Source organism: Tsukamurella strandjordii, assembly GCF_039525985.1.
GTDB classification, from domain to species: Bacteria; Actinomycetota; Actinomycetes; order Mycobacteriales; family Mycobacteriaceae; genus Tsukamurella; species Tsukamurella strandjordii.
The window spans coordinates 80,645-99,910 of the sequence record NZ_BAAAII010000008.1; the positions used below are offsets into that span (position 1 = coordinate 80,645).

Below are 19,266 nucleotides of genomic sequence, written 5' to 3' on the forward strand. Positions count from 1 at the left end.
CCAGAGTTTAGCCGCGGAACCAGGTCCGGAAGACGGTGGTGGCGCCGTCGCGGCGGTAATCCACATCGCCGCCCAGCAGCCGTGCGTTGTCCCGGGCGATCGCGAGCCCCAGGCCCGCACCGCCGCCGACGGTCCGCGAGCGGGCGTCCTGCGCCTTGTGCAACCGGTCGAAGACCAGGGCCTCGTGCCCGGGCGGCACACCGTCGCCCTGATCACGGACCTCGACGACCGCGCCCGGCTCGCCCTGCTCCGGCGCCCACGGTCCCACCCGCACCGACACCGGCGCGGCGCCGTGACGCAGCGCATTGCCCACCAGGTTCGTGACCACCGCGACCACCCGTCGCCGGTCCGTGTTCACCCACAACTCGGCCGGGCCGCCGACCCGCACCGAGGTCCACCCCCGTGCGTCGAGCGCCGAGCGCACCGCCCCGACCAGCTCGAACCGTTCCGCCCGGACCTCGGCGACACCGGCGTCGAGCCGGGTCATCTCCAGCAGATCGTCGAGCAGGTGGGCCAACCCGTCGACCTCGGTGGCCACCATCCGGGCGGCGCGAGCGAGATCGGGATCGTCGCCCGACTCCGCCGCCATGGCATCGGCCTCCTCGCGGAGCACCTCCGCGGCCGGGACCAATGCCGCGAGCGGGCTGCGCAGCTCGTGCGAGACATCGCTCGCGAAGCGGCGCGAGCGCTCGTCCTGGCGGCGCAGCACATCGAGCGATTCGTTCTGCCGGTCGAGCATGCCGTTGAAGTTCTGCGACAGTTCCCGCAGCTCCGCCATCGAGGTCTCCGGCAGGCGCACCGTCGCATCGCCACCGGCCACCGCGGCGGCCACGTCCTGGACCCGTCGCAACGGGCGGGTGACCGCACGGGCCACGAGCACCCCGGCGATCGCGCCGAGCACCGCGCCGCCCAGCGTCGCGAGCGCCACGAGGCTCATCAGTTGCCGCAGGCGTTCGTTCACCCCCTCCAGGGGCTCCACCGCGAAGACCATGTACGTATGTTTGTTCGAGCTGTGCCCCACCAGAACCCGGCCGTCGTCCAGCCGCTGGAAACGATAGGTGCTGCGCACCTGCCGCAGGTAGTCGTCCATCGACTGCGGGATCAGTCCGGGCGGCACCTCGCCCGCCTGGAGGACGGTGCCGTTGAGGTCGACGACGCGATAGGTGGACGACACGAATTCCAGGGTCGGCCGCTCATCGAAGGTGTCCATATCGTGGCGGAACGTGGTGAGCACGGCCTGCTGGGCGTCCTCGTACACCCAGTCGCGCACCACGTAGGCGACGGAGGCTCCCGTCACCGCCGCCGTGAACGCCGTGACCAGCACGATGATCACCAGCAGGCGGACCCGGAGGCTCTTGATCATCTCCCCGCCCGGAACCGGTAGCCGAAGCCCCGCACCGTCTCGATGCAGCTCGGCTCGTCCGGACGATCGACCTTCGGCCGCAACCGCAGGATCGCGTTGTCCACCAGGCGCGAATCACCGAGGAAGTCCTGATTCCACACCAGGGTCAACAGCTGCTCGCGGCTGAGCACCTGCCCGGGGTGATCGGCGAAGACGTACATGAGGCGTTTCTCGGTGGGGGTCAACGGAAGCGGCTCACCGTCGCGCAGCACCTCGGCCGCCGCGCGGTCCACCGTCAGGCCGGACGAGGTCACCACGGCGGGTGGCGCCTCCTCGTCCTCCACCTGCTCGACCGCGGGCGCGCTGCGCCGCAGCGCGGCCTTGATCCGGGCGTCCAGGACCCGCGGGCTCACGGGCTTGACCACGTAATCGTCTGCGCCGGATTCGAGTCCCGCCACCGTGTCGATGTCGTCCGCGCGGGCGGTGAGCATGAGGATCGGCACCTGGCTGGTGCGGCGGATCCGGCGGCACACCGCGAAACCGTCGTCGCCGGGCAGGCCCACGTCCAGGATCACCGCATCGGCGGCGGCCACGTGCTCCTCGAGATCGTCGGGCGCACCCGCAAGGTGTTCGACGGTGTGGTCGAGCCGCCGCAGGGACAAGGTCAGCGCATCGACGATCGCCGGATCATCCTCGATGAGCAGCAGTTTGACCACCGACGGGCCTCCTCAGAATCGTCTCCGCACTCCACGCCGCGCTGTAGGTGCGCACCGCTCCCGCGGCGCACGCGGCCACCAACCACGCCCCCAGCACATCACCCGGGCGGTGCCATTGCAATGCAACGACAGCGAAGGACGCGACCGCGCCCACCCCGAAGGCGTACAGCAGGACGAGCGTGCGCAGCGCCGAGGGCGCGCAGATCACGGCCACCGCGGTGAGCGCGGCGAAGACGGCGACGGTGTTCGACGGAAACGAATTGAGGGCCGGACCCACACCGAACGAGGGGCGGTCCAGCAGGGCCTTGAGCACGTAGGCCCCGCCGAGCGTGAGGCAGACGATCGCGCCCGCCTCGACGACGGTGCGCAGCGAGCGGTTCGCGGCGAGCAGGATGGCGACGGCGGCGAAGCCGATCATCAGGAGCGGCATCTGCGCATCGCCGAACCAGCCGGAGGTGGGGATCTGCACGCCGAAGACGGCGGAGATGCGGACCATGAGCTGATTGTCGATGTACTGGCCGGACTGGGTGCCCACCACGACGAGGTAGAGCGCGGCGAGGCCCAGGAAGGACGCGGCGGCCACACTGGCCGCTGCCCAGAGGCGGGGGTTGAGGAGCATGACTTCAGCCTCCGGCGCGGAGGTCCCGCGTCGGCCGCGTCCGCGCCTCATCCGTGTCACAACTCTGTCACAGTAGTCGTTCCGAAGAGCGGAACGCAGACGGATGCGCGGCGCCGCAGGGGTGAGGGACCCCGCGACGCCGCGCCGGCATGCCGTCAGACGTGGGTGAGGGTATCCGCCTCTACGACCGCCGTGTCCGTGACCCGCAGCACCTGCCCCGACCGGATGTCGAAGAACAGGCCGACCACATCGATCCGGCCGGCTGCCACGGCCTCGCGCAGCAGCGGATGGGCCCGCAGGTTCTCCACCTGGACCGCCACATTGACCACGCCGAGCTGATCGGCGGCATCGAACCCCGCCTCCTCGGCGGCGCGCCGCACGGGGTGCCCCTCCTGGTAGGCGGCGACCGAGGGATCGGCGTGACCGATCCACTCCTCGATGCTCGGCGGCACCGCCGGACGGTTCATCGCCACGCCCATCGCGCCGCAGGCCGAGTGCCCGCACACGATCACCTGGCGGACCTGCAGGTTGTCGACCGCGAAGGTGAGCGCTGCCTCGAAGGACCCGTCGACGCCCCCGGCCGGGACCAGGTTGCCCACGTTGCGGACGGTGAACAGGTCGCCCGGGCCGCTGGCGGTGATCACGTTCGGCACCACCCGCGAATCGGCGCAGGTGAGGAACAGCGCCTCGGGCTGCTGGGCATCGCTGAGCTCGTCGAAATCGTCGCTGAGCAGCGAGGCGTGCCGGCGGTGGTAGCGGGCGATGCCGTCCGCGAGGCCACCGCGGGCGTGCGCGCGCCAGGGCAGCAGGCCGCGCTCGGCCGGACGGTCGGTGGTGCGTCGCGGCGACATATCGCCGGCCGCGTGGATCTGCGCGACGCCCAGATCGTCGATGGTCACGGTGCCACCCGATGCGCGGTAGCGGCGCACCCACTCGGTGATCTCCTCCGCCGACGCGTGGTCCAGGAAATCGACGGTGAGCTCGATCGCCACGTCCGACTGGGGCGGGACCGAGGCGAGCACCCGCGAGAGGCGGGGCAGCGAGAAGAAGCTGAGCGATCCGTCGATCGCCACGTGCCACCGTCCGGCGCTGTCCTGCGAGGCCTCGATCGATGCCCGGGCCACTCGCCAGAGCACCAGCAGGATGGCCACCACCAGGCCCGCGAGGACACCCTCGAGCAGGTTGAGGAAGAGCACTCCCAGGATGGTGACGGCGTAGACCGCGATGTCGCCGGTGCGGCGTGCGGTGCGGATGTGCGCGGTCTTGACCAGCTGGAAGCCGATCACGATGAGCAGGCCGGCGAGTGCCGAGGTCGGGATCTTCTCCACCAGGCCGGACAGGGCCACGGAGAACAGCAGCAGCCACACGCCGTGCAGCACCGCGGACCACTTGGTGCGGGCACCCGAGGTGACGTTCGTGGCACTGCGGACGATCACGCCCGTCACGGGCAGGCCGCCGAGCAGACCGGACAGCGAGTTCGCGGCACCCTGGCCGATCAGCTCACGGTCGAGGTTCGACTTGGGGCCGTCGTGCATCTTGTCGACGGCGACCGCCGAGAGCAGGCTCTCGACGCTGGCGATCAGCGCCACGGTGAGCACACCGAGGGCGACGGCGGCCCACTGTCCGGTGGGCAGCTGCGGCAGGCCGATGGCATCGATGATGGAGCCGTTGAGCTTGATCCGCTCCACGTTCATCGGCACCACGAGCGAGAGCACGGTGGCCGCGACGATGGCGACCAGGGCGCCCGGGACCTTGCGGAACTTCGGCGGCAGCTTCGGCCACACCATCATCACCGCGATCACCACCGCACCGACGGCGAAATCGGGCCAGTGCATCGACCCGATCCGCGCGGGGAGGTCCATCAGGTTCTGCAGCACCGAGCTCCGCGAGGAGCCGCCGAACAGCACGTGGGTCTGCTGGATCACGATCGTGACGCCGATACCGGCGAGCATCGCGTGCACCACCACCGGCGAGATCGCCAGGGCGGCACGGGCGATCCGGCTCATGCCGAGCATGATCTGCACCAGGCCGGCGGCCACGGTGATCGCGGCGGTGACCTTCCAGCCGAACTTGTTGATCAGCTCGGCCACCACCACGGTGAGGCCCGCGGCGGGGCCGCTGACCAGGAGCGGGGAGCCGCCCATCACGCCGCCGACGATGCCGCCGATGACGCCCGCGATCAATCCCGCCATCAGGGGCGCACCGGATGCGAGGGCGATGCCCAAGGACAGGGGCAGCGCTACCAGGAACACCACGATGGAGGCGGGCACATCGAAACGCACCACCTCTCTTAACTTCTCCTGCACGACGACTCCCTCACGGATCGGATCTGTTGCTTACCCCATCCACTGTGGTGACGGCATGTGTCCGCGTCGCCGCACGGGCGTGAAGGTTCGGTGAAGTGGCGCAGGACACGTTTTGCCCGCGAATTCAGCGGGCGGGCAGCGTCATTGCGAAGGTCGCGCCGGTGCCGGGACCCTCGGATTCGACCCACAGATGGCCGTCGTGGGCGGCGACGATGCTGCGGCAGATGGTCAGGCCCACCCCGCTGCCGCCGCTGTCCCGGTCGCGCGCGATATCGGTGCGGTAGAACCGCTCGAAGATCCAGGGCAGGTGCGCGGCGTCGATGCCGTCGCCGTGGTCGACCACGCTGATCTTCACCCGCCGGTGCGAGGCCATCTCCGCCACCACCTCGACCGCGGTCCCGGGCGGGCTGTGCCGCAGGGCGTTCGCGAGCAGGTTCGCCAGCACCTGCTGGAGCCGCTGGCGGTCGGCGCGGATCGTGGTGCGCCCCAGACGGGTCTTCGACGACAGCGCGACGTCCTTGTCCGCGTACGCCTTCCGGGCGGCCGCCACCGACGACTCCACGAGTTCGCGCACGTCCACCTCGGACGGACGCAGGTCCAGCGCGCCCTCATCGGCGTGCGAGACGGCGAGCACGTCCTCGGTCAGTCGCGCAAGACGGTTGGTCTGCTCCCGCAGCATGGTGACGGTCTCATCGTCGGCCACCACCACCCCGTCCTGCATCCCCTCGAGGTATCCGTCGAGAACGCTGACCGGCGTGCGGATCTCGTGCGCCAGATCGGTCAGTAGCCGGCGGCGCGACCGTTCGGTGGATTCCAGGCGGGTGGCCATGTCGTTGAAGGCGGTCACCAGCTCCCCGGCCTCCGGCCCGAGCGAGACCGGCGCCACGCGCACATCGGGGCGGCCGTCGGCCACCTGCTGGGCCGCGTTCGCCAGCCGCTCCACCGAGCGATTGAGCCGGCGGGCGATCACCAGGCTCAGGGCGATCGACACCACGACGGCCGATCCGAAGCCGAGGACCACCGCGAGCACGTTCGCCGGTGTGGTGTTGTCCCTGGTGTGGTCCTTCGGATCCGGCAGCCGGATTCCCGCGAAGTGTCCCTCCAGGATGCTCGGCCACAGCACGAAATCGACCAGGGCCGTCATGGAGAGGGTCACCAGCGACACCAGGACCAGCAGAACCGCCATGCGGGTGCCGATCCCCTGCCGTGCCAGCCGCTCCCGAATCGGTTCGAGGACCGGTTCGAGAAGTTTCACCCCTGACCCATTCGGTATCCCACGCCGCGCACGGTACGAACGTAGCGCGGGTCGCCCGCATCGTCACCGAGTTTGCGGCGCACCCGGCCGACGTGCACGTCGACCAGGCGCTCATCGCCCACCCAGCCGGCGCCCCAGACGGCCTCGATCAGCTGTCGCCGGGAGAAGGCGACGTTGGGGCTGCGGGCGAGCACCGCGAGCACGTCGAATTCGGTGGCGGTGAGGTCCACGGCCTGATCGCCCAGGCGCACCTCGCGCCCGAGCAGGTCGATCGCGAGGTCTCCGTAGGTGCGGTCGGTGCCGGCACCGTCGGGCATGCGCCGGGGGCGGCGCAGCATGGCCCGCACCCGGGCCACCACCTCGCGCGGGCTGAACGGTTTGACCAGGTAGTCGTCGGCCCCGACGGACAGGCCGACGATCTTGTCGGTCTCGTCACCGCGGGCGGTGAGCATGAGGACGTAGGCGTCGGAGAACCTGCGCAGTGAGCGGCAGACTTCGAGTCCGTCGATCCGGGGGAGGCCGATGTCGAGGATGATCACGGCGGGGTCGAGCTCGCGGGCGAGCTGCAGGCCGCGCTCTCCGTCCATGGCCACCGTGACGTCGAATCCTTCGCGGGTCAGATAGTCCCGGACGAGGCGTCCGAGGGCGGGTTCGTCCTCGATCACGAGGACACTTTCAGTGTTCATGACATTCATTGTAATATGCGCATGTGGATATGCCAGCGCCGCCGGCGGCGGCGCCCACCGTGCTGGGAATGCTCGGGTGGGAGCCGCCGCAGTTACCCCTGCTCCCGGTACTCGCGGCCGTCGCGGCGATCGTCTACCTGATCGGCGTGCGCAGGGTGCGCGCCCAAGGGCGATCGTGGCACCCGGCGCGGGTGATCAGCTTCCTGCTCGGATGCCTCGCACTGGCCGCCGTCACCGGCCTGAAGATCGAGGCCTACTCCTGGCACCTGTTCAGCGCATTCATGTTCCAGCAGCTCACCCTGTCGATCCTGGTGCCGCCCCTGCTGGTGGGCGGGGCACCCGGCGTCCTGCTGCTGCGCGCCACCCCGCACCACGGCGCAGGCAAGGTGGTGCTCGGCGCCGCCCTGGGGCTGCTACGCAGCCGGGCGCCCAGGATCCTGCTGCACTCCGGCTTCACCATCCCGCTGTTCCTGATCAGCTACTACGGCGTGTACCTGAGCGGCATCATCGACCGGATCGGCGGCAACTGGTTCGGTCACACGGCCCTGCAGCTGTTCTTCCTGGGCGCCGGGATCCTGTTCATCCTGCCGATCATGTCGGTGGGCCCGCTGCCGGGCCGCGACTCCTGGCTCATGCGCTTCTTCGACATCTTCATCGAGATGCCCCTGCACGTCTTCATCGGCGTGATGCTGATGATGGCCACCACGCCGATGGTCGCGATGTTCGCCTTCCCGCCACCGGAATGGGGCATCGACCCGGTGCGCGACCAGACCATCGCCGGCGCCCTCGCCTGGTCGTACGGCGAACCGGTCGCGATGGTGACCGTGTGCATCTTCGCGCTGCGCTGGCGCCGCGCGGAGAACCACGACTCCGAGCGGGCCGGCGCCGAGGTCCGCGAAGACGACGAGCGGGCCGCCTACAACGCCTACCTGGAGCAATTGCGCGGCCGGTAACGTGGGGACATGCAGCGAGCCCGCCTGGTGATCATCGCGGGCGCGATCTTCTATTCGGCGTGGATCTTCGCCCCCACCCTCGGCTCCACCCTCAACGGACTGCGGTCCTACGTGAGCGAGGTGGCGGCCACCGGCCAGCCCTACGCCCAGTTCTTCCGCGCCACCGACCTGCTGGCCGGCACCTGCTTCATCGTGGGCGCCGCGCTGTGGTGGAAGGCCGCCCGGCCCGAGTCACGATTCGCCTGGGCCTGGATGGGCGGCATGATCGTGCTGGGCGCGGCCACCATGTGCGATGCGCTGCTGCCGCTGTCCTGCACGCCCACCGCCGATGCCACGTGCGCCTACCGCGAGGCCAACGGGCAGGTCCCGTTCACCCACCTCGCGCACGCCTACTCCTCGGGACTCGCCGGAACGGGCGGGGCCGTGGCGGTGCTCGCCTGGGGCGCCTGGCTGCTGCGCGGCGGGCACGACGGTGCGCTGCGCACCGTCCGGCCCGTCACCGTGGTCGCGTTCTTCGCGGGACTGACCTACCTGATCGCCTCGGTGTGGACGCTGGCCGCGATGGCGATCACCGATCCGGACCTGTATCTCGGTGTGGCGCAACGCCTGCAGATCGCGGGGCTCACCGTGTGGCTGGTGCTCATCGCCCTGCCGATACCGGTACGCCCGCCTCCTGATCCGCCGCCGCCAGCACCGAGCTGAGCAGCCCCGGGTACACGTCCTCCACGTCGTCGAGCCGGAGTTGCTGGCGCGCCTGCGCACCCTCATCGGCGCGCCGGGTGACGCCCGCCTCCCGGAGCACCTTGAAGTGATGGCTCGCCGTGGCCTTGGTGACCCCGTCGTAGAGCTCCGCGCAGGCCAGCGGCCGCTGCTCGCGATGCAGACGACGAACCATCTCCAGGCGCACCGGATCGGCGAGCGCGGCGAGGACGGTCTGCAACGGGGCGACGGGGCTGTCGGGCATGGCTCTCGTTTCCTGAGATAACGGTTTGATCTTGATCGAACTTGACTGTACTCTCGTCTTGGTTCGACGTCCATCGAACTCGGAACCACCGGAAGGCATGCCGATGAGCATCACCGAGCACCAGCGCAGCGCGGCCCGGCCGCACCCGCAGGCCTGGTCGTTCGCGCTCCTGCTCACGCTGCTCGCACTCGCGCTCGGCGTCTCCGGGCTGCCCTCCCCGCTGTACCCGATCTACCAGCAGCAGTGGCACCTGTCGGCCCTGTCGACCACGCTCGTCTTCGCCGTCTACGCCATCGGCGCGCTCGGCGCGGCGCTCACCGTGGGCCCCATCTCGGACGCGATCGGCCGTAAACCCGTGCTGCTGGTCGCGGTCGCGACCATCCTGGTGGGCCTGGTGATCTTCCTGTTCGCCGGCGCCGAATGGCAGCTGATCCTGGCGCGCTTCCTGCACGGCGCCGCCATCGGCTCGATCACCGTGGTCGCGGGCGCGGCCCTGCTGGACGTGCGACCCCAGGAGGGCGCGCGCAACGGCATGCTGTCCGGCGTCTTCCTCAACGTGGGCATCGCGGCCACCGCGCTCGGCGCCGCCGCCGTCGCGCAGTACGCACCCAGCCCGCTGCGCACCCCGTTCATCGCCATGGGCGTGGTGGTGCTGGTGATCCTGATCGGCGTCATCGCCCTCGTGGAACCGCACTTCGGGCGCACCGGCGGCCGGGTCCGGTTCTCCCGCCCCAGCGTTCCCGGCGAGATCACCTCCGACTTCTGGTTCTCCGGCATCGGCATCATCACCGCGTGGTCGGTGCTCGGCGTCTTCCTCAGCCTGTACCCGGCGCTGGTGCAGCACGTGACCGGGCACCGCTCGGTGATCTTCACCGGCATGCTGGTGGCCATGATGGCCGTGGCCTCCGCCGTGGCGCAGTACGTGGGCGGCCGGTATCCGGCGCGCCCCACCGCCATCGTCGGCGATCTGGGGCTGGTGGTCTCGCTGGGCCTGGCCGTGGTGGCCGTGCACTCCGGCATCACCTGGCTGATCATGGTCGACACCGTGGCCCTCGGCGCCACCTTCGGACTCGCCTTCGGCGGCTCCCTGCGGCACCTCGCCTCCGTGGCGCCCGCGCACGCCCGCGGACAGGTGATGAGCGCCTACTACCTGCTGGGCTACCTCGCGATGGGCGTGCCCACCGTGATCGCCGGCTACCTGGCCACCGAGTACGGCACCGCCGCGATCTTCCCGTGGTTCGCCGCCGCCGTGGCCTCCGGCTGCCTCATCGCCGCCGCGATCGGCATGCGCAGCGGCCGCGCGCGCCCCGTCGTCACCGAGCGGGTGGTCTAGTTCCCCGGGGCAACGGAGCTCGGCGCCGATGACGGAGCCGGACCCGAACCCGCACTCGGTGTGGTGCTCGGGGTCTCCTCGACCGGCGCGCCGCCGGCCACCCAGGTGGCCCACGGCACCGTCCAGTCGCCGTTCTGCCACTGCTCCAGCGGCGGACCGCCGGTGTTGCGGACCTCGACCACATCGCCCGGCTGGCTGAGCTCGAAGAACCACTGCGCGTTCGCGGGGCTCAGGTTCAGGCAGCCGTGCGACTCGTTGCGCACGCCCTGCGCGCCGATGTTGTCCAGCGCGTGCAGGTAGATGCCGTCGTTGCTGATCCGGGTGGCCCAGCCGATGGTCTGCTTGTAGCCCAGCCGCGAGTTGATCGGCAGGCCGTAGGTGGACGAGTCCATGATCACCGGATTCGCCTTGTCCAGCACCGTGTACACGCCGCGCTGCGTCCAGAAGTGCAGCGTCTTGCCGTTCACCACCTCGGTGCCGCCCTGGCCCATCGACGTGGGCATCGACCGCACCATCTGGCCACCCACGAAGACCTGTACCTGCTTGGTGTTGTCGTCGGCGATCGAGACGTGGGATTCGCCGATGCTGAAGGTGATCGCGATGTCCTTCTCGCCCCACAGCCCGGGGCTGACCTGCTTGCCGAAGGCGTTCACCTCGATCGAGACCTTGGTGCCCGAGGGGTAGTAGTCCTTGGGCCGCCAGGCGACCGTCTTATCGGTGGTCCAGCTCCACGCGCCCTCGACGGGCGGCGTGGTGGTCGCCTTGAGCAGCTTCTGCGCCATCGAGCGATCCTTGATCGGCTCGTCGAAGTGCACCACGGCCACCTGGCCCACGCCGTACACGGCACCGTCGTTGAGCGACATGCCGCCGGTGTTCTCGAAGTAGGGCAGCGTCTTGTTGGTCTCATCGACCACCACCGTGCTGAACGTGGTCTTGTGCTCGCGCGGCTGGCCGAGCGTCTCGTACTTCGCGACCAGGGTGTACACGCCGTTGTAGGCGAGCGGCTTGGCGGGCTTCCACGACAGCATGTCGGTGGACAGCTTCCCCTCCACGGCGACGCCGTTGGCATCGGTGAGGGTGACCGAGCCCAGCACGGCCTTGGCGATCGACACGGAGACCGGGGCGATCGGGCTCACGTCCTTCGCGCCGTCGGCCGGGGTCACGGTGATCTCGGCCGGATCCTTCGCAGGGGTCGACGGTGCCGCGTTCTTGCCGCCCACATCGCCGATCGTGCAGGCACCGGCGACCAGCGGCACCGCCGCGGCGGCGCCGATGAGCACCGTCCGTCGCCCGACCAGCTGCTGACCGCCGCTCCGGGCACGTTTGAATCGCGTCACGTACATCCCCTCATCGTCGACCGCAGTCTAACGATCTCCGGTGACGTCTCCGTTTCCGAAACGCTCCCGGTGCACCGCCGCAGACAGCGGGCGCCGATCGCGCCATCCGAATCGTTCCAGGTCAGGGACTTCCTGGAAGCGTGTGACCGGTCCCACACATAACCACGCCACAATATGAACGTGTTCCGGTACGCCGACCAGTTCGCGCAGCGCGGGTTCGCGGTAGAAGGACACCCAGCCCACCCCGACGCCCTCCGATGTGGCCGCCAGCCACAGGTTCTGGATGGCGAGCGCCACCGAGAGATGGCCGGTCTCGTCGATGGTGTGCCGGCCCAGGATGTTGGCGCCGCCGCGGGTGGGGTCGTAGGTCACCACGACGCCGGTGCGCGAGCTCTCGATGCCCTCGATGACGATCGGGTTGAAGGTCTCGCGACGGTCCTCGGGCAGCGACCGGGCGAAGTCATCACGGCACTGCCCCACGTGCGCGGCGAAGGCGGCCAGCGTGGCCGGGTCCTGCACCACCACGAAGTCCCAGGGCTGGGTGTTCCCCACGCTGGGTGCGCTGTGCGCGGCCCGCAGCAGCCGGGTGAGGCGGTCCTCGTCGATCAGCTCGCCGCTGAACTCGTTGCGCACATCGCGGCGCGCGCGGATCGCCTCGAAGACGTCCATCAGGAACCGTCGAACTGGCTCGCCAACGATCCGAGGGCATCGCCGGTGAGGCGCTGCGTGGTCCAGTCGTCCATCGGGACGGCGCCGAGCGCCCGGTAGAAACCGATCGCCGGGGTGTTCCACTCCACGACGGTCCACTCCAGCCGCGGGTATCCGCGGTCGGCGCACAGCTTCGCCAGCGAGGCGATGAGCTGCTTGCCGTGGCCGCCGCCCCGCGAGGTGGAACGGACGTACAGGTCCTCGAGCCAGATGCCGTAGCCGCCGGTCCAGGTGGAGAAGGTGCGGAAGAAGACGGCCATGCCCACGGCCACCTCGGCACCGTCTTCGCCGGGCTCGGTGGCCAGGTGCGCGAACACGGCCGGGTGCTCGCCGAACAGCGCCTCGTGCAGCTGCTCCTCGGTGGCCACGGCCGCATCGGGAGCCTTGTTGTAGGCGGCCAGCTCGGAGATCATCGCGAGCAGCTCGGGGACATCAGCGGGTGTAGCCGGGCGGATCATGAAGCTCCTTCGGTTGCGGCCGCGGTCTGCGCGGCGATCGCGGGCATCAGGCACTCACGGACCACCCGGCCCGCGGCGTACGGATCGTCGAAACTGATCAGCCCGTCCGGCGCCAGCAGCACCGAGTGCCCCACACGCGCGAAGATCTCGGCGATCGGCTTCGGATCGAACGGCGGCAGATCACCCTTGTCCTGGAAGCCCTCGATGATGTTGGCCGCGAAGGTCCGCCCGATCTCGATGAGCATCGCCCCGCCCTGCGCGATCATCGGCAGGCCCACCACCACGTTACCGTCGCCGATCCCGCGGATCAGCGGGCGCCGGTGCGCCTCGCGGAGGAAGGCCACGAAGCCCTCGGTGAGCGCCTCCTCCACCGTGGGCAGGCCCGCGATCTGCTGCTCGATGGTCTTGAGCAGTTGTTCGGCCTCGTACCGGATGGCCTGTTGGACGAGGTTGTCCTTGCGGTTGAAGCGGCGGTACACGGTGGCCACGCCGATGCCCGCGAGGTTCGCGACGTGCTCCATGGTGGTACGCGAGATACCGACGCTGCCGATGCTCGCCACCGCCGCAGAGAGGATGCTCTGCGCGGTCTGATCGTTTCTGCCGGGACTCACAACGTCCGATTCTAGGCTTGTGACCCCGCCGGGAAGGTTCATGATGGCAAGAACCGCCCGGAATTGTGGTTCGTTCATGCCACATCAAGGGCCGGTGGCCGGGCGCGACGGGCCGCGGACCGCACCCCAGCACCTCGTCGTCACCGCGTTCGTGCACGCGCGATTCGCCCCGCTCGGCACGGGGATCGCGTGGTGAGACAATGACTGACATGACCGACAGCCCGAGCAAGCCGAACCCCGTGCAGTACCTGCTGTACTCCTACGGGCGCACGCTGCCGGACTCGATGCGCGACTGGGTGGCCAACGATCTCGCCGGTCCCGGCGCCGCCGCGCGCACCGTGATCCGGTTCTCGATCCCGTGTTTCCTGATGCTGGTGCCGTTCTGGTTCGTGGATGCGGACTTCCTGGTCAAGGCCACGATGACGCTGCCGATCTTCATCCCGTTCGTGTACTTCGCGATCGCCCTGAACAAGATCTACCGGCGGGCGCGGCTGCGCTGGCACGGCCTCGATCCCGATCTGGTGGATCAGCGCGCCCGGGTGCGGGAGGCGGATCTGCACCGGGAGTACGTGGAGAAGTACGGGCCCCGGGGTCAGTGAGGCGCCGCTGATGTACGTCGCCGCACCCGACCGCTCCGATGAGGAGCGGGCCCGCGCCACCGTGGGCGCCGCCGGTATCGGCACCGTCTTCTCCGCCGCCGGTGGCCTGCACGCGACCACACTGCCCTTGTTGTGGGAGGGCGAGACGGTGATCGGGCATTTCGCGAAGGCCAACCGGCACTGGCGCGAGCTCGACGGCGCCGAGGTCCTGATCGTGGTGACGGGGCCGGATTCCTATGTCTCCCCCGGTTGGTACCCGTCCAAGGCCGAGCACGGTCGCGCGGTGCCCACCTGGAACTACTCCGAGGTGCAGCTGCGGGGCCGCGCGAGCGTCCACGAGGACGCCGCGGCGTGCCGCGACATCGTCGCCCGGCTCACCGCCCGGCACGAGGCGGGCAGGCCCGCACCGTGGGGCCTGGACGACGCCCCGACCACGTACATCGAGCAGCAGTTGAAGGCGATCGTCGGGCTCCGGGTCGCGGTCACCGAGGTGACCGCGAAGGAGAAGTGGAGCCGCGGCCGCAGCCCCGAGGACATCGCCGGGGTGCAGGCCGCCCTGGACGCCTCGGACCCGGTGGCGGCGGCGGAGATGCGCCGCGCGCGGGATGTGTGACGCACGTCCTACTATCGGACCATGGCGCTCAAAGAACTCGTCCAGAAGGCCGCTCTGTCGATTCCCACCCCGCTGGTCGCGGGCGGGGCGAAGGCGGTCTTCGGCCTCCCCACCCAGGTGAAGCGGCGGCTGGTGGGTCCCGCGCCGCGGGTCGACGGCAACGAGATGGATCTCGATTCGCAGATCACCCTGATGCTCCTCAAGGCGCAGGGCGTCGACGGCCTGGCCGGGCGCGATGTGGCCCTCTCCCGCGCCTCGATGCTCAAGCTCAGCGCCGCCGTCGGCGCGGGCACGGCGCCGTCGGTGGGCACGCGCGGACTGATGGTCGACGGTGCCGCCGGCCCGATCCCGGCGCGGCTGTACACCCCGAAGGACCTGCCCGCGGGCTCCCCGCTGGTGGTCTTCTTCCACGGCGGCGGGTTCGTGCTGGGCGATCTGGACTCGCACGACGCACCGTGCCGGTACATCGCGGAACGCGCCGGGGTGCGGGTGCTCGCGGTGGACTACCGGCTGGCCCCGGAGGACATCTTCCCGGCGGCCGCGGACGATGCGGTGGCGGCCACGCTGTGGGCGATCGCGCACGCCGATCAACTGGGCGCCGATCCGAAGCGGGTCGCGGTCTCCGGTGACAGCGCGGGCGGGAACCTCTCAGCGGTGGTCTCGCGGGAGTTGTCGCTGCGCGGCGGACCGCAGCCGGCCTTCGCGCTGCTGTTCTACCCGGTCACGGGCGCCGATCCGGCGAACCGCAGCCGCGACACCTTCGCCTCCGGCTACTTCCTGACGAAGGCGGACATCGAGTGGTTCCGGCAGCAGTACACGCCGGAACCCGGGCAGGACACCGATCCGAAGTTCCACGTGCTGCACGCCGACGGCCTGGGCGGGATCGGCCGGACCCACGTGGTGGTGGCCGGTTTCGATCCCCTGCGGGACGAGGGAGCGGCGTACGCGCAGCGGCTGCGGGACGCCGGTGTGGACGCCACCACGCAGCTCGCGCCCGGCGCGTTGCACGGATTCCTGAATTCGGTGGGTGTGAGCGCCGATGCGCGCGTCGATGTGGACACCGCGCTTGACGTGCTGCGAACCGTTCTGGCGGCGCGATCTTGACAACGTAGGTAGGCACATTGCACTGCCATGCGAACACGCATGTCACGAAAGGTGGCGGGCGTACGCGTACACCACGTATCGTAGGTTCTGCGGCCGTCATATGACGTCTCCCCCCACGTCGACGGCTGCGTGTTTGAGCCTTGATACCGGCTCCCCCTCCTCCCCCCATTCCGGGAGCCGGTATCAAGGCCTTTCGCGTTTCCGGGCGATTTCTCCCGGCGTGGATACTGGAGGGGTGACGGATCTGCACTCGGCCGCGCCGGCCGCCCCCGCGGAGGATTCCGCGGCGTCGGCGCAGCGCACCTTCCTCGATGTCGGCGGCATGACCTGCGCCGCGTGCGTCGGCCGGGTCGAGCGGAAGCTGAACAAGCTCGACGGGGTGCGCGCGGTGGTCAACCTGGCCACGCGCACCGCCACGGTCGAGCACGCGCCCGAGGTCACCGTCGAGCAACTGACCGGCACCGTCGAGGCGGCCGGGTACACCGCGGCCCCGAAGTCGCCCAATCCGCGCCGCGCGATGCTGGCGGAGGAACGCGAGCGGCGCGACGTACTCCGCCGGCTCGTGGTCTCGCTGGTGCTGTTCGTGCCCGCGGCCGATCTGTCGATCGTGCTGGCCACCATCCCGTCCACCCGCTTCCCGGGCTGGGAGTGGGTGCTGCTGGCGCTGAGCCTGCCGGTGGTCACGTGGGGCGCGTGGCCGCTGCACAAGAAGGCCTGGCAGGGCGCGCGGCACGGCGCCGCCACCATGGACACCCTGGTCTCGGTGGGCATCATCACGGCCACCGCGTGGTCGGTGGTCACCGTGCTCACCCCGGGCCGGCAGCGTCCCGATCCGCACGGCCTGTGGAACGCGATCATCCAGTCCGATCCGATCTACCTCGAAGTCGCCATGGGCGTCACGGTGTTCGTGCTCGCCGGGCGGTACTTCGAGGCCTCCGCGCGGGCCAAGGCCGCCGCGGCGCTGCGCGATCTGTCCACGCGCGGGGCGCGCGAGGTGTCCGTGCTCGTGCGCGACGGCTCCGAGTTGCGGATCCCGATCGGCGAGCTCCGCGAGGAGCAGCAGTTCGTGGTGCGCCCCGGCGAGACCATCGCCACCGACGGCGTCGTCGAATCCGGCTCCGCCTTCGTCGACAACTCGGCGATGACCGGCGAATCCCGTCCCGTCCCGGCCGGTCCCGGCGACCGGGTGGTGGGCGGCACGGTGTGCCAGGACGGCCGCCTGACGGTGCGCGCCACCGCGGTCGGCGAGGACACCACGTTCGCGGCGATGCTGCGCCTGGTGGAGGACGCGCAGGCCACCAAGGCACGCATGCAGCGGCTCGCCGACCGGGTCTCGGCGGTCTTCGTGCCCTGCGTCTTCGGCATCGCCGCACTCACCTTCCTGGGCTGGCTGGTGTTCGGCGGCTCGATCGACAACGCGGTGAAGGCCGCGATCGCGGTCCTGGTGATCGCCTGCCCGTGCGCCCTGGGCCTCGCCACGCCGGTGGCCTTCATGGTGGCCTCCGGACGCGGCGCGCAACTCGGCGTGTACGTGCGCGGCCACCAGGCCCTCGAAGCCACCGAGACCATCGACACCGTGGTCTTCGACAAGACCGGCACGGTGACCACCGGCCTGTTGGAGGTGACGGGGGTGACCGCGGCGCCGGGCTTCTCGGACGACGAGGTGCTGCGCCTCGCGGGCGCCGTGGAGACCGCCTCCGAGCACGCCGTGGCCCGGGCCGTGGTGGCCCGGGCGGGCGGGGATCTGCCTGCGGTGGACGACTTCCGGGCGGTGCCCGGCCTGGGTGCCACCGGTGTGGTGCAGGGTCGCGCGGTGCGGGTGGGCAATCCGCGGTTCGTCGCGCCCGGGGGCCTCGCCGCCGCCGTCGACGCCGCGGCGCAGGCCGGGCGCACGGTGGCCGTGGTCGAGGTCGACGGCGCCGTGGCCGCCGTGTTCGAGGTGGCCGACACCATCAAGCCCGACGCCGCGGCGGCCATCGCGCGGCTGCACGAGGCCGGCATCACCACGGTGCTGCTCACCGGCGACAACGCCGCCGCCGCCGCGAAGGTCGCCGCGTCCGTGGGCATCGACGACGTGCGTGCCGACGTGCTGCCGGACGGCAAGGTGGACGCGGTGCGGGAGCTGCAGGCGCAGGGCCGTCGCGTGGCGATGGTGGGCGACGGTGTGAACGACGGCCCGGCGCTCGCCGCGGCCGATCTGGGCCTGGCGATGGGCACGGGTACCGATGTGGCGCAGGGCGCCGCCGATGTGGTGCTGATGCGCGAGGAACTCGCCGCCGTGCCGGACGCCCTCGGCCTCGCCCGCGCCACCCTGAAGACGATCAAGACGAATCTGGTGTGGGCCTTCGGCTACAACGTGGCCGCGATCCCGATCGCCGCCGCGGGACTGCTGAACCCGCTGATCAGCGCCGCCGCGATGAGTTTCAGCTCCTTCTTCGTGGTGTGGAACAGCTTGCGCCTGCGCAAGTTCGGCGAGCGCTGAGCCCGGCCGAGCCCGAGCTCGAGCCCGTCAGAAGCTGCCCGACGATCCGCCACCGCCCGAGAATCCTCCCGAGCTCGACGACGAGCTCGAACTGTCCGAGGAGAAGCTGGAGCTCGATCCGCCGCCTCCGCTGAAGCCGCCGAAGGAGCTGGAGCTCGAGCTGGACCGATCCTCGTGCACGCGCCACTGCGGATAGATCGCGTTCCACGTTCCCCTGCCGATGCTGGTGTGCCGGCGGGCGTGGTTGTAGCGCTGCCGGTTCGACCAGGTGGACCACTCCGGTTCCTCGTCGATGAGGCCGGACAACTGCGTGCGGAGCGCGGGGGTGTCGGACACGGAGTTCGCGGAGGACACGATCGCCTTGACGATGCCGCCCACGAGCACCAGCGCGACGAAACCGATGAACAGCCCGACCGCGGTGCCCATCCCGTCGTTCCGCTCGACCGATGGCGTTCCCGGCCATCCGGTCTGGCCGAAGGTCGGCCAGCTCCCCTGCTGGCCGGGGAAGGGCATCCCGCCGACCCCGCCCGGGTACACCGTGATGGTCGGGCCGCCGATGTCCCCCGGCGCCGCACCGGCCGGCGCGGTCACGGGCGGGTCCGCGGTGGTGGTGGCCGCGGGGGCGGCCACACCGGTGGCGACATCGGCGAGTGCGCGCAGGCCGTCGATCACGCCCTGCGGGTAGTCCCCCGTGCGGAAGGGCGGCGTGATCACGGTGTCGACGATGCGGGTCACCTCGGCGTCGGGGATCCGGGCCATCGCCTGCGGTGTGGTGTAGACGCCCACCTTGCGGGTCTGGACGTCGACGCCGATCACCACCGCCTCGCCCTGATCGCGGCCGAGGACGGCGCCCGCGGTCGTGGCGTAACCGCGGATGTCCTGGTCGCCGATCCCGTTCGCGGTGGCGACGGTGGCGGTCATGCCGGTGCGGGCCTGGAAGTCGGTGAGGGCCGCCTCGACATCGCCGGTCCGCGCGCCGAACAGTCCCGCCCGGTCGGCGATGCCGGCCGGGTCCGCCGAGGCCGGTGCGGCGCCGATGATCAGCGCAACGAGGAGTGTCCCGATGATGCCGATGATCCGTTTCATGTACGAATCATAATTTGCTAACACGGCGTGGGTCTACAGTGTGACGAACTCAGCCGGGCGATCGGCCGCGACCGGCCGAGTGATACTTTTCAGC

Annotated in this window: 19 protein-coding genes; 7 read left to right on the plus strand and 12 right to left on the minus strand. The window is 70.4% G+C overall.

All coding sequences use genetic code 11. The features are described 5' to 3' along the window. Positions 1-7: 7 nt before the first annotated feature. The 6 genes from ABD108_RS14955 to ABD108_RS14980 all read right to left on the minus strand — a co-directional run bounded on the left by ABD108_RS14955 (position 8) and on the right by ABD108_RS14980 (position 6,933). Positions 8-1,363, minus strand: a complete 1,356-nt coding sequence (locus ABD108_RS14955; protein WP_343930695.1) for a sensor histidine kinase — start codon at positions 1,361-1,363, stop codon at positions 8-10. Further along, the gene (locus ABD108_RS14960; RefSeq protein WP_220657074.1) at positions 1,360-2,058 is read right to left on the minus strand and encodes a response regulator transcription factor; all 699 of its coding nucleotides are present in this window, start codon (positions 2,056-2,058) and stop codon (positions 1,360-1,362) included. Before ABD108_RS14960 ends, ABD108_RS14955 begins: the two co-directional genes overlap by 4 nt. Continuing rightward, positions 2,030-2,677, minus strand: coding sequence for a phosphatase PAP2 family protein (locus tag ABD108_RS14965; RefSeq protein WP_220657075.1), 648 nt, complete (start codon positions 2,675-2,677; stop codon positions 2,030-2,032). Before ABD108_RS14965 ends, ABD108_RS14960 begins: the two co-directional genes overlap by 29 nt. Positions 2,678-2,832: 155 nt before the next feature. After that, positions 2,833-4,983: a SulP family inorganic anion transporter gene (locus tag ABD108_RS14970; protein ID WP_220657076.1), complete on the minus strand. Its 2,151-nt coding sequence runs from the start codon at positions 4,981-4,983 to the stop codon at positions 2,833-2,835. 124 nt (positions 4,984-5,107) lie between these two features. Beyond that, on the minus strand, positions 5,108-6,238 hold the full coding sequence (locus ABD108_RS14975) for a sensor histidine kinase (RefSeq protein WP_220657077.1): 1,131 nt from the start codon (positions 6,236-6,238) through the stop codon (positions 5,108-5,110). Continuing rightward, a complete protein-coding gene (locus ABD108_RS14980; protein ID WP_220657078.1) occupies positions 6,235-6,933 on the minus strand; it encodes a response regulator transcription factor in 699 nt (232 codons plus the stop codon). Before ABD108_RS14980 ends, ABD108_RS14975 begins: the two co-directional genes overlap by 4 nt. Positions 6,934-6,953: 20 nt before the next feature. On the opposite strand from ABD108_RS14980, the gene ABD108_RS14985 reads away from it, so the two are divergent. Next, positions 6,954-7,877 (plus strand): cytochrome c oxidase assembly protein, encoded by a 924-nt coding sequence (locus tag ABD108_RS14985; RefSeq protein WP_220658511.1) that lies wholly within the window; start codon positions 6,954-6,956, stop codon positions 7,875-7,877. A gap of 9 nt (positions 7,878-7,886) precedes the next feature. Continuing rightward, a complete protein-coding gene (locus ABD108_RS14990) occupies positions 7,887-8,579 on the plus strand; it encodes a DUF998 domain-containing protein (protein WP_305112554.1) in 693 nt (230 codons plus the stop codon). Here ABD108_RS14990 and ABD108_RS14995 read toward each other — a convergent pair. Continuing rightward, positions 8,518-8,841 carry an ArsR/SmtB family transcription factor gene (locus tag ABD108_RS14995; RefSeq protein ID WP_305112555.1) on the minus strand — a complete coding sequence of 108 codons (324 nt, stop codon included), beginning with the start codon at positions 8,839-8,841 and terminating at the stop codon, positions 8,518-8,520. The two genes, ABD108_RS14990 and ABD108_RS14995, sit on opposite strands and share 62 nt — an antisense overlap. A gap of 103 nt (positions 8,842-8,944) precedes the next feature. Here ABD108_RS14995 and ABD108_RS15000 point away from each other — a divergent pair, with 103 nt between their 5' ends. Next, positions 8,945-10,174: an MFS transporter gene (locus ABD108_RS15000; RefSeq protein WP_220657081.1), complete on the plus strand. Its 1,230-nt coding sequence runs from the start codon at positions 8,945-8,947 to the stop codon at positions 10,172-10,174. Here the strand turns inward: ABD108_RS15000 and ABD108_RS15005 are convergent. Genes ABD108_RS15005 through ABD108_RS15020 form a run of 4 tightly spaced genes read right to left on the minus strand, consistent with a single transcriptional unit; the run spans position 10,171 to position 13,288 of the window. Then, a complete protein-coding gene (locus tag ABD108_RS15005) occupies positions 10,171-11,511 on the minus strand; it encodes a L,D-transpeptidase (protein WP_343930696.1) in 1,341 nt (446 codons plus the stop codon). The genes ABD108_RS15000 and ABD108_RS15005 overlap by 4 nt on opposite strands. Before the next feature lie 27 nt (positions 11,512-11,538). Further along, positions 11,539-12,180, minus strand: coding sequence for a 5,6-dimethylbenzimidazole synthase (bluB, locus tag ABD108_RS15010; protein ID WP_305112557.1), 642 nt, complete (start codon positions 12,178-12,180; stop codon positions 11,539-11,541). Next, the gene (locus ABD108_RS15015) at positions 12,180-12,677 is read right to left on the minus strand and encodes a GNAT family N-acetyltransferase (RefSeq protein ID WP_220657083.1); all 498 of its coding nucleotides are present in this window, start codon (positions 12,675-12,677) and stop codon (positions 12,180-12,182) included. The genes bluB and ABD108_RS15015 overlap by 1 nt, the downstream gene beginning before the upstream one ends. After that, positions 12,674-13,288, minus strand: coding sequence for a TetR/AcrR family transcriptional regulator (locus ABD108_RS15020; RefSeq protein WP_220657084.1), 615 nt, complete (start codon positions 13,286-13,288; stop codon positions 12,674-12,676). Before ABD108_RS15020 ends, ABD108_RS15015 begins: the two co-directional genes overlap by 4 nt. Before the next feature lie 200 nt (positions 13,289-13,488). Between ABD108_RS15020 and ABD108_RS15025 the strand changes: the two genes are divergently transcribed. The 4 genes from ABD108_RS15025 (at position 13,489) to ABD108_RS15040 (ending at position 18,086) form a co-directional block, all read left to right on the plus strand. After that, the gene (locus ABD108_RS15025) at positions 13,489-13,887 is read left to right on the plus strand and encodes a DUF5313 domain-containing protein (protein ID WP_220657085.1); all 399 of its coding nucleotides are present in this window, start codon (positions 13,489-13,491) and stop codon (positions 13,885-13,887) included. A 10-nt stretch (positions 13,888-13,897) separates the two neighbouring features. Beyond that, positions 13,898-14,500 (plus strand): FMN-binding negative transcriptional regulator, encoded by a 603-nt coding sequence (locus ABD108_RS15030; RefSeq protein ID WP_343930697.1) that lies wholly within the window; start codon positions 13,898-13,900, stop codon positions 14,498-14,500. 21 nt (positions 14,501-14,521) lie between these two features. After that, positions 14,522-15,604: an alpha/beta hydrolase gene (locus ABD108_RS15035; RefSeq protein WP_305112559.1), complete on the plus strand. Its 1,083-nt coding sequence runs from the start codon at positions 14,522-14,524 to the stop codon at positions 15,602-15,604. Positions 15,605-15,839: 235 nt separating this feature from the next. Next, positions 15,840-18,086 (plus strand): heavy metal translocating P-type ATPase, encoded by a 2,247-nt coding sequence (locus tag ABD108_RS15040; protein ID WP_343930698.1) that lies wholly within the window; start codon positions 15,840-15,842, stop codon positions 18,084-18,086. 27 nt (positions 18,087-18,113) lie between these two features. On the opposite strand, the gene ABD108_RS15045 is transcribed toward ABD108_RS15040, so the two are convergent. Beyond that, complete coding sequence (locus ABD108_RS15045; protein ID WP_343930699.1) at positions 18,114-19,172, minus strand: TPM domain-containing protein; 1,059 nt, start codon at positions 19,170-19,172, stop codon at positions 18,114-18,116. Positions 19,173-19,266 lie beyond the last annotated feature (94 nt).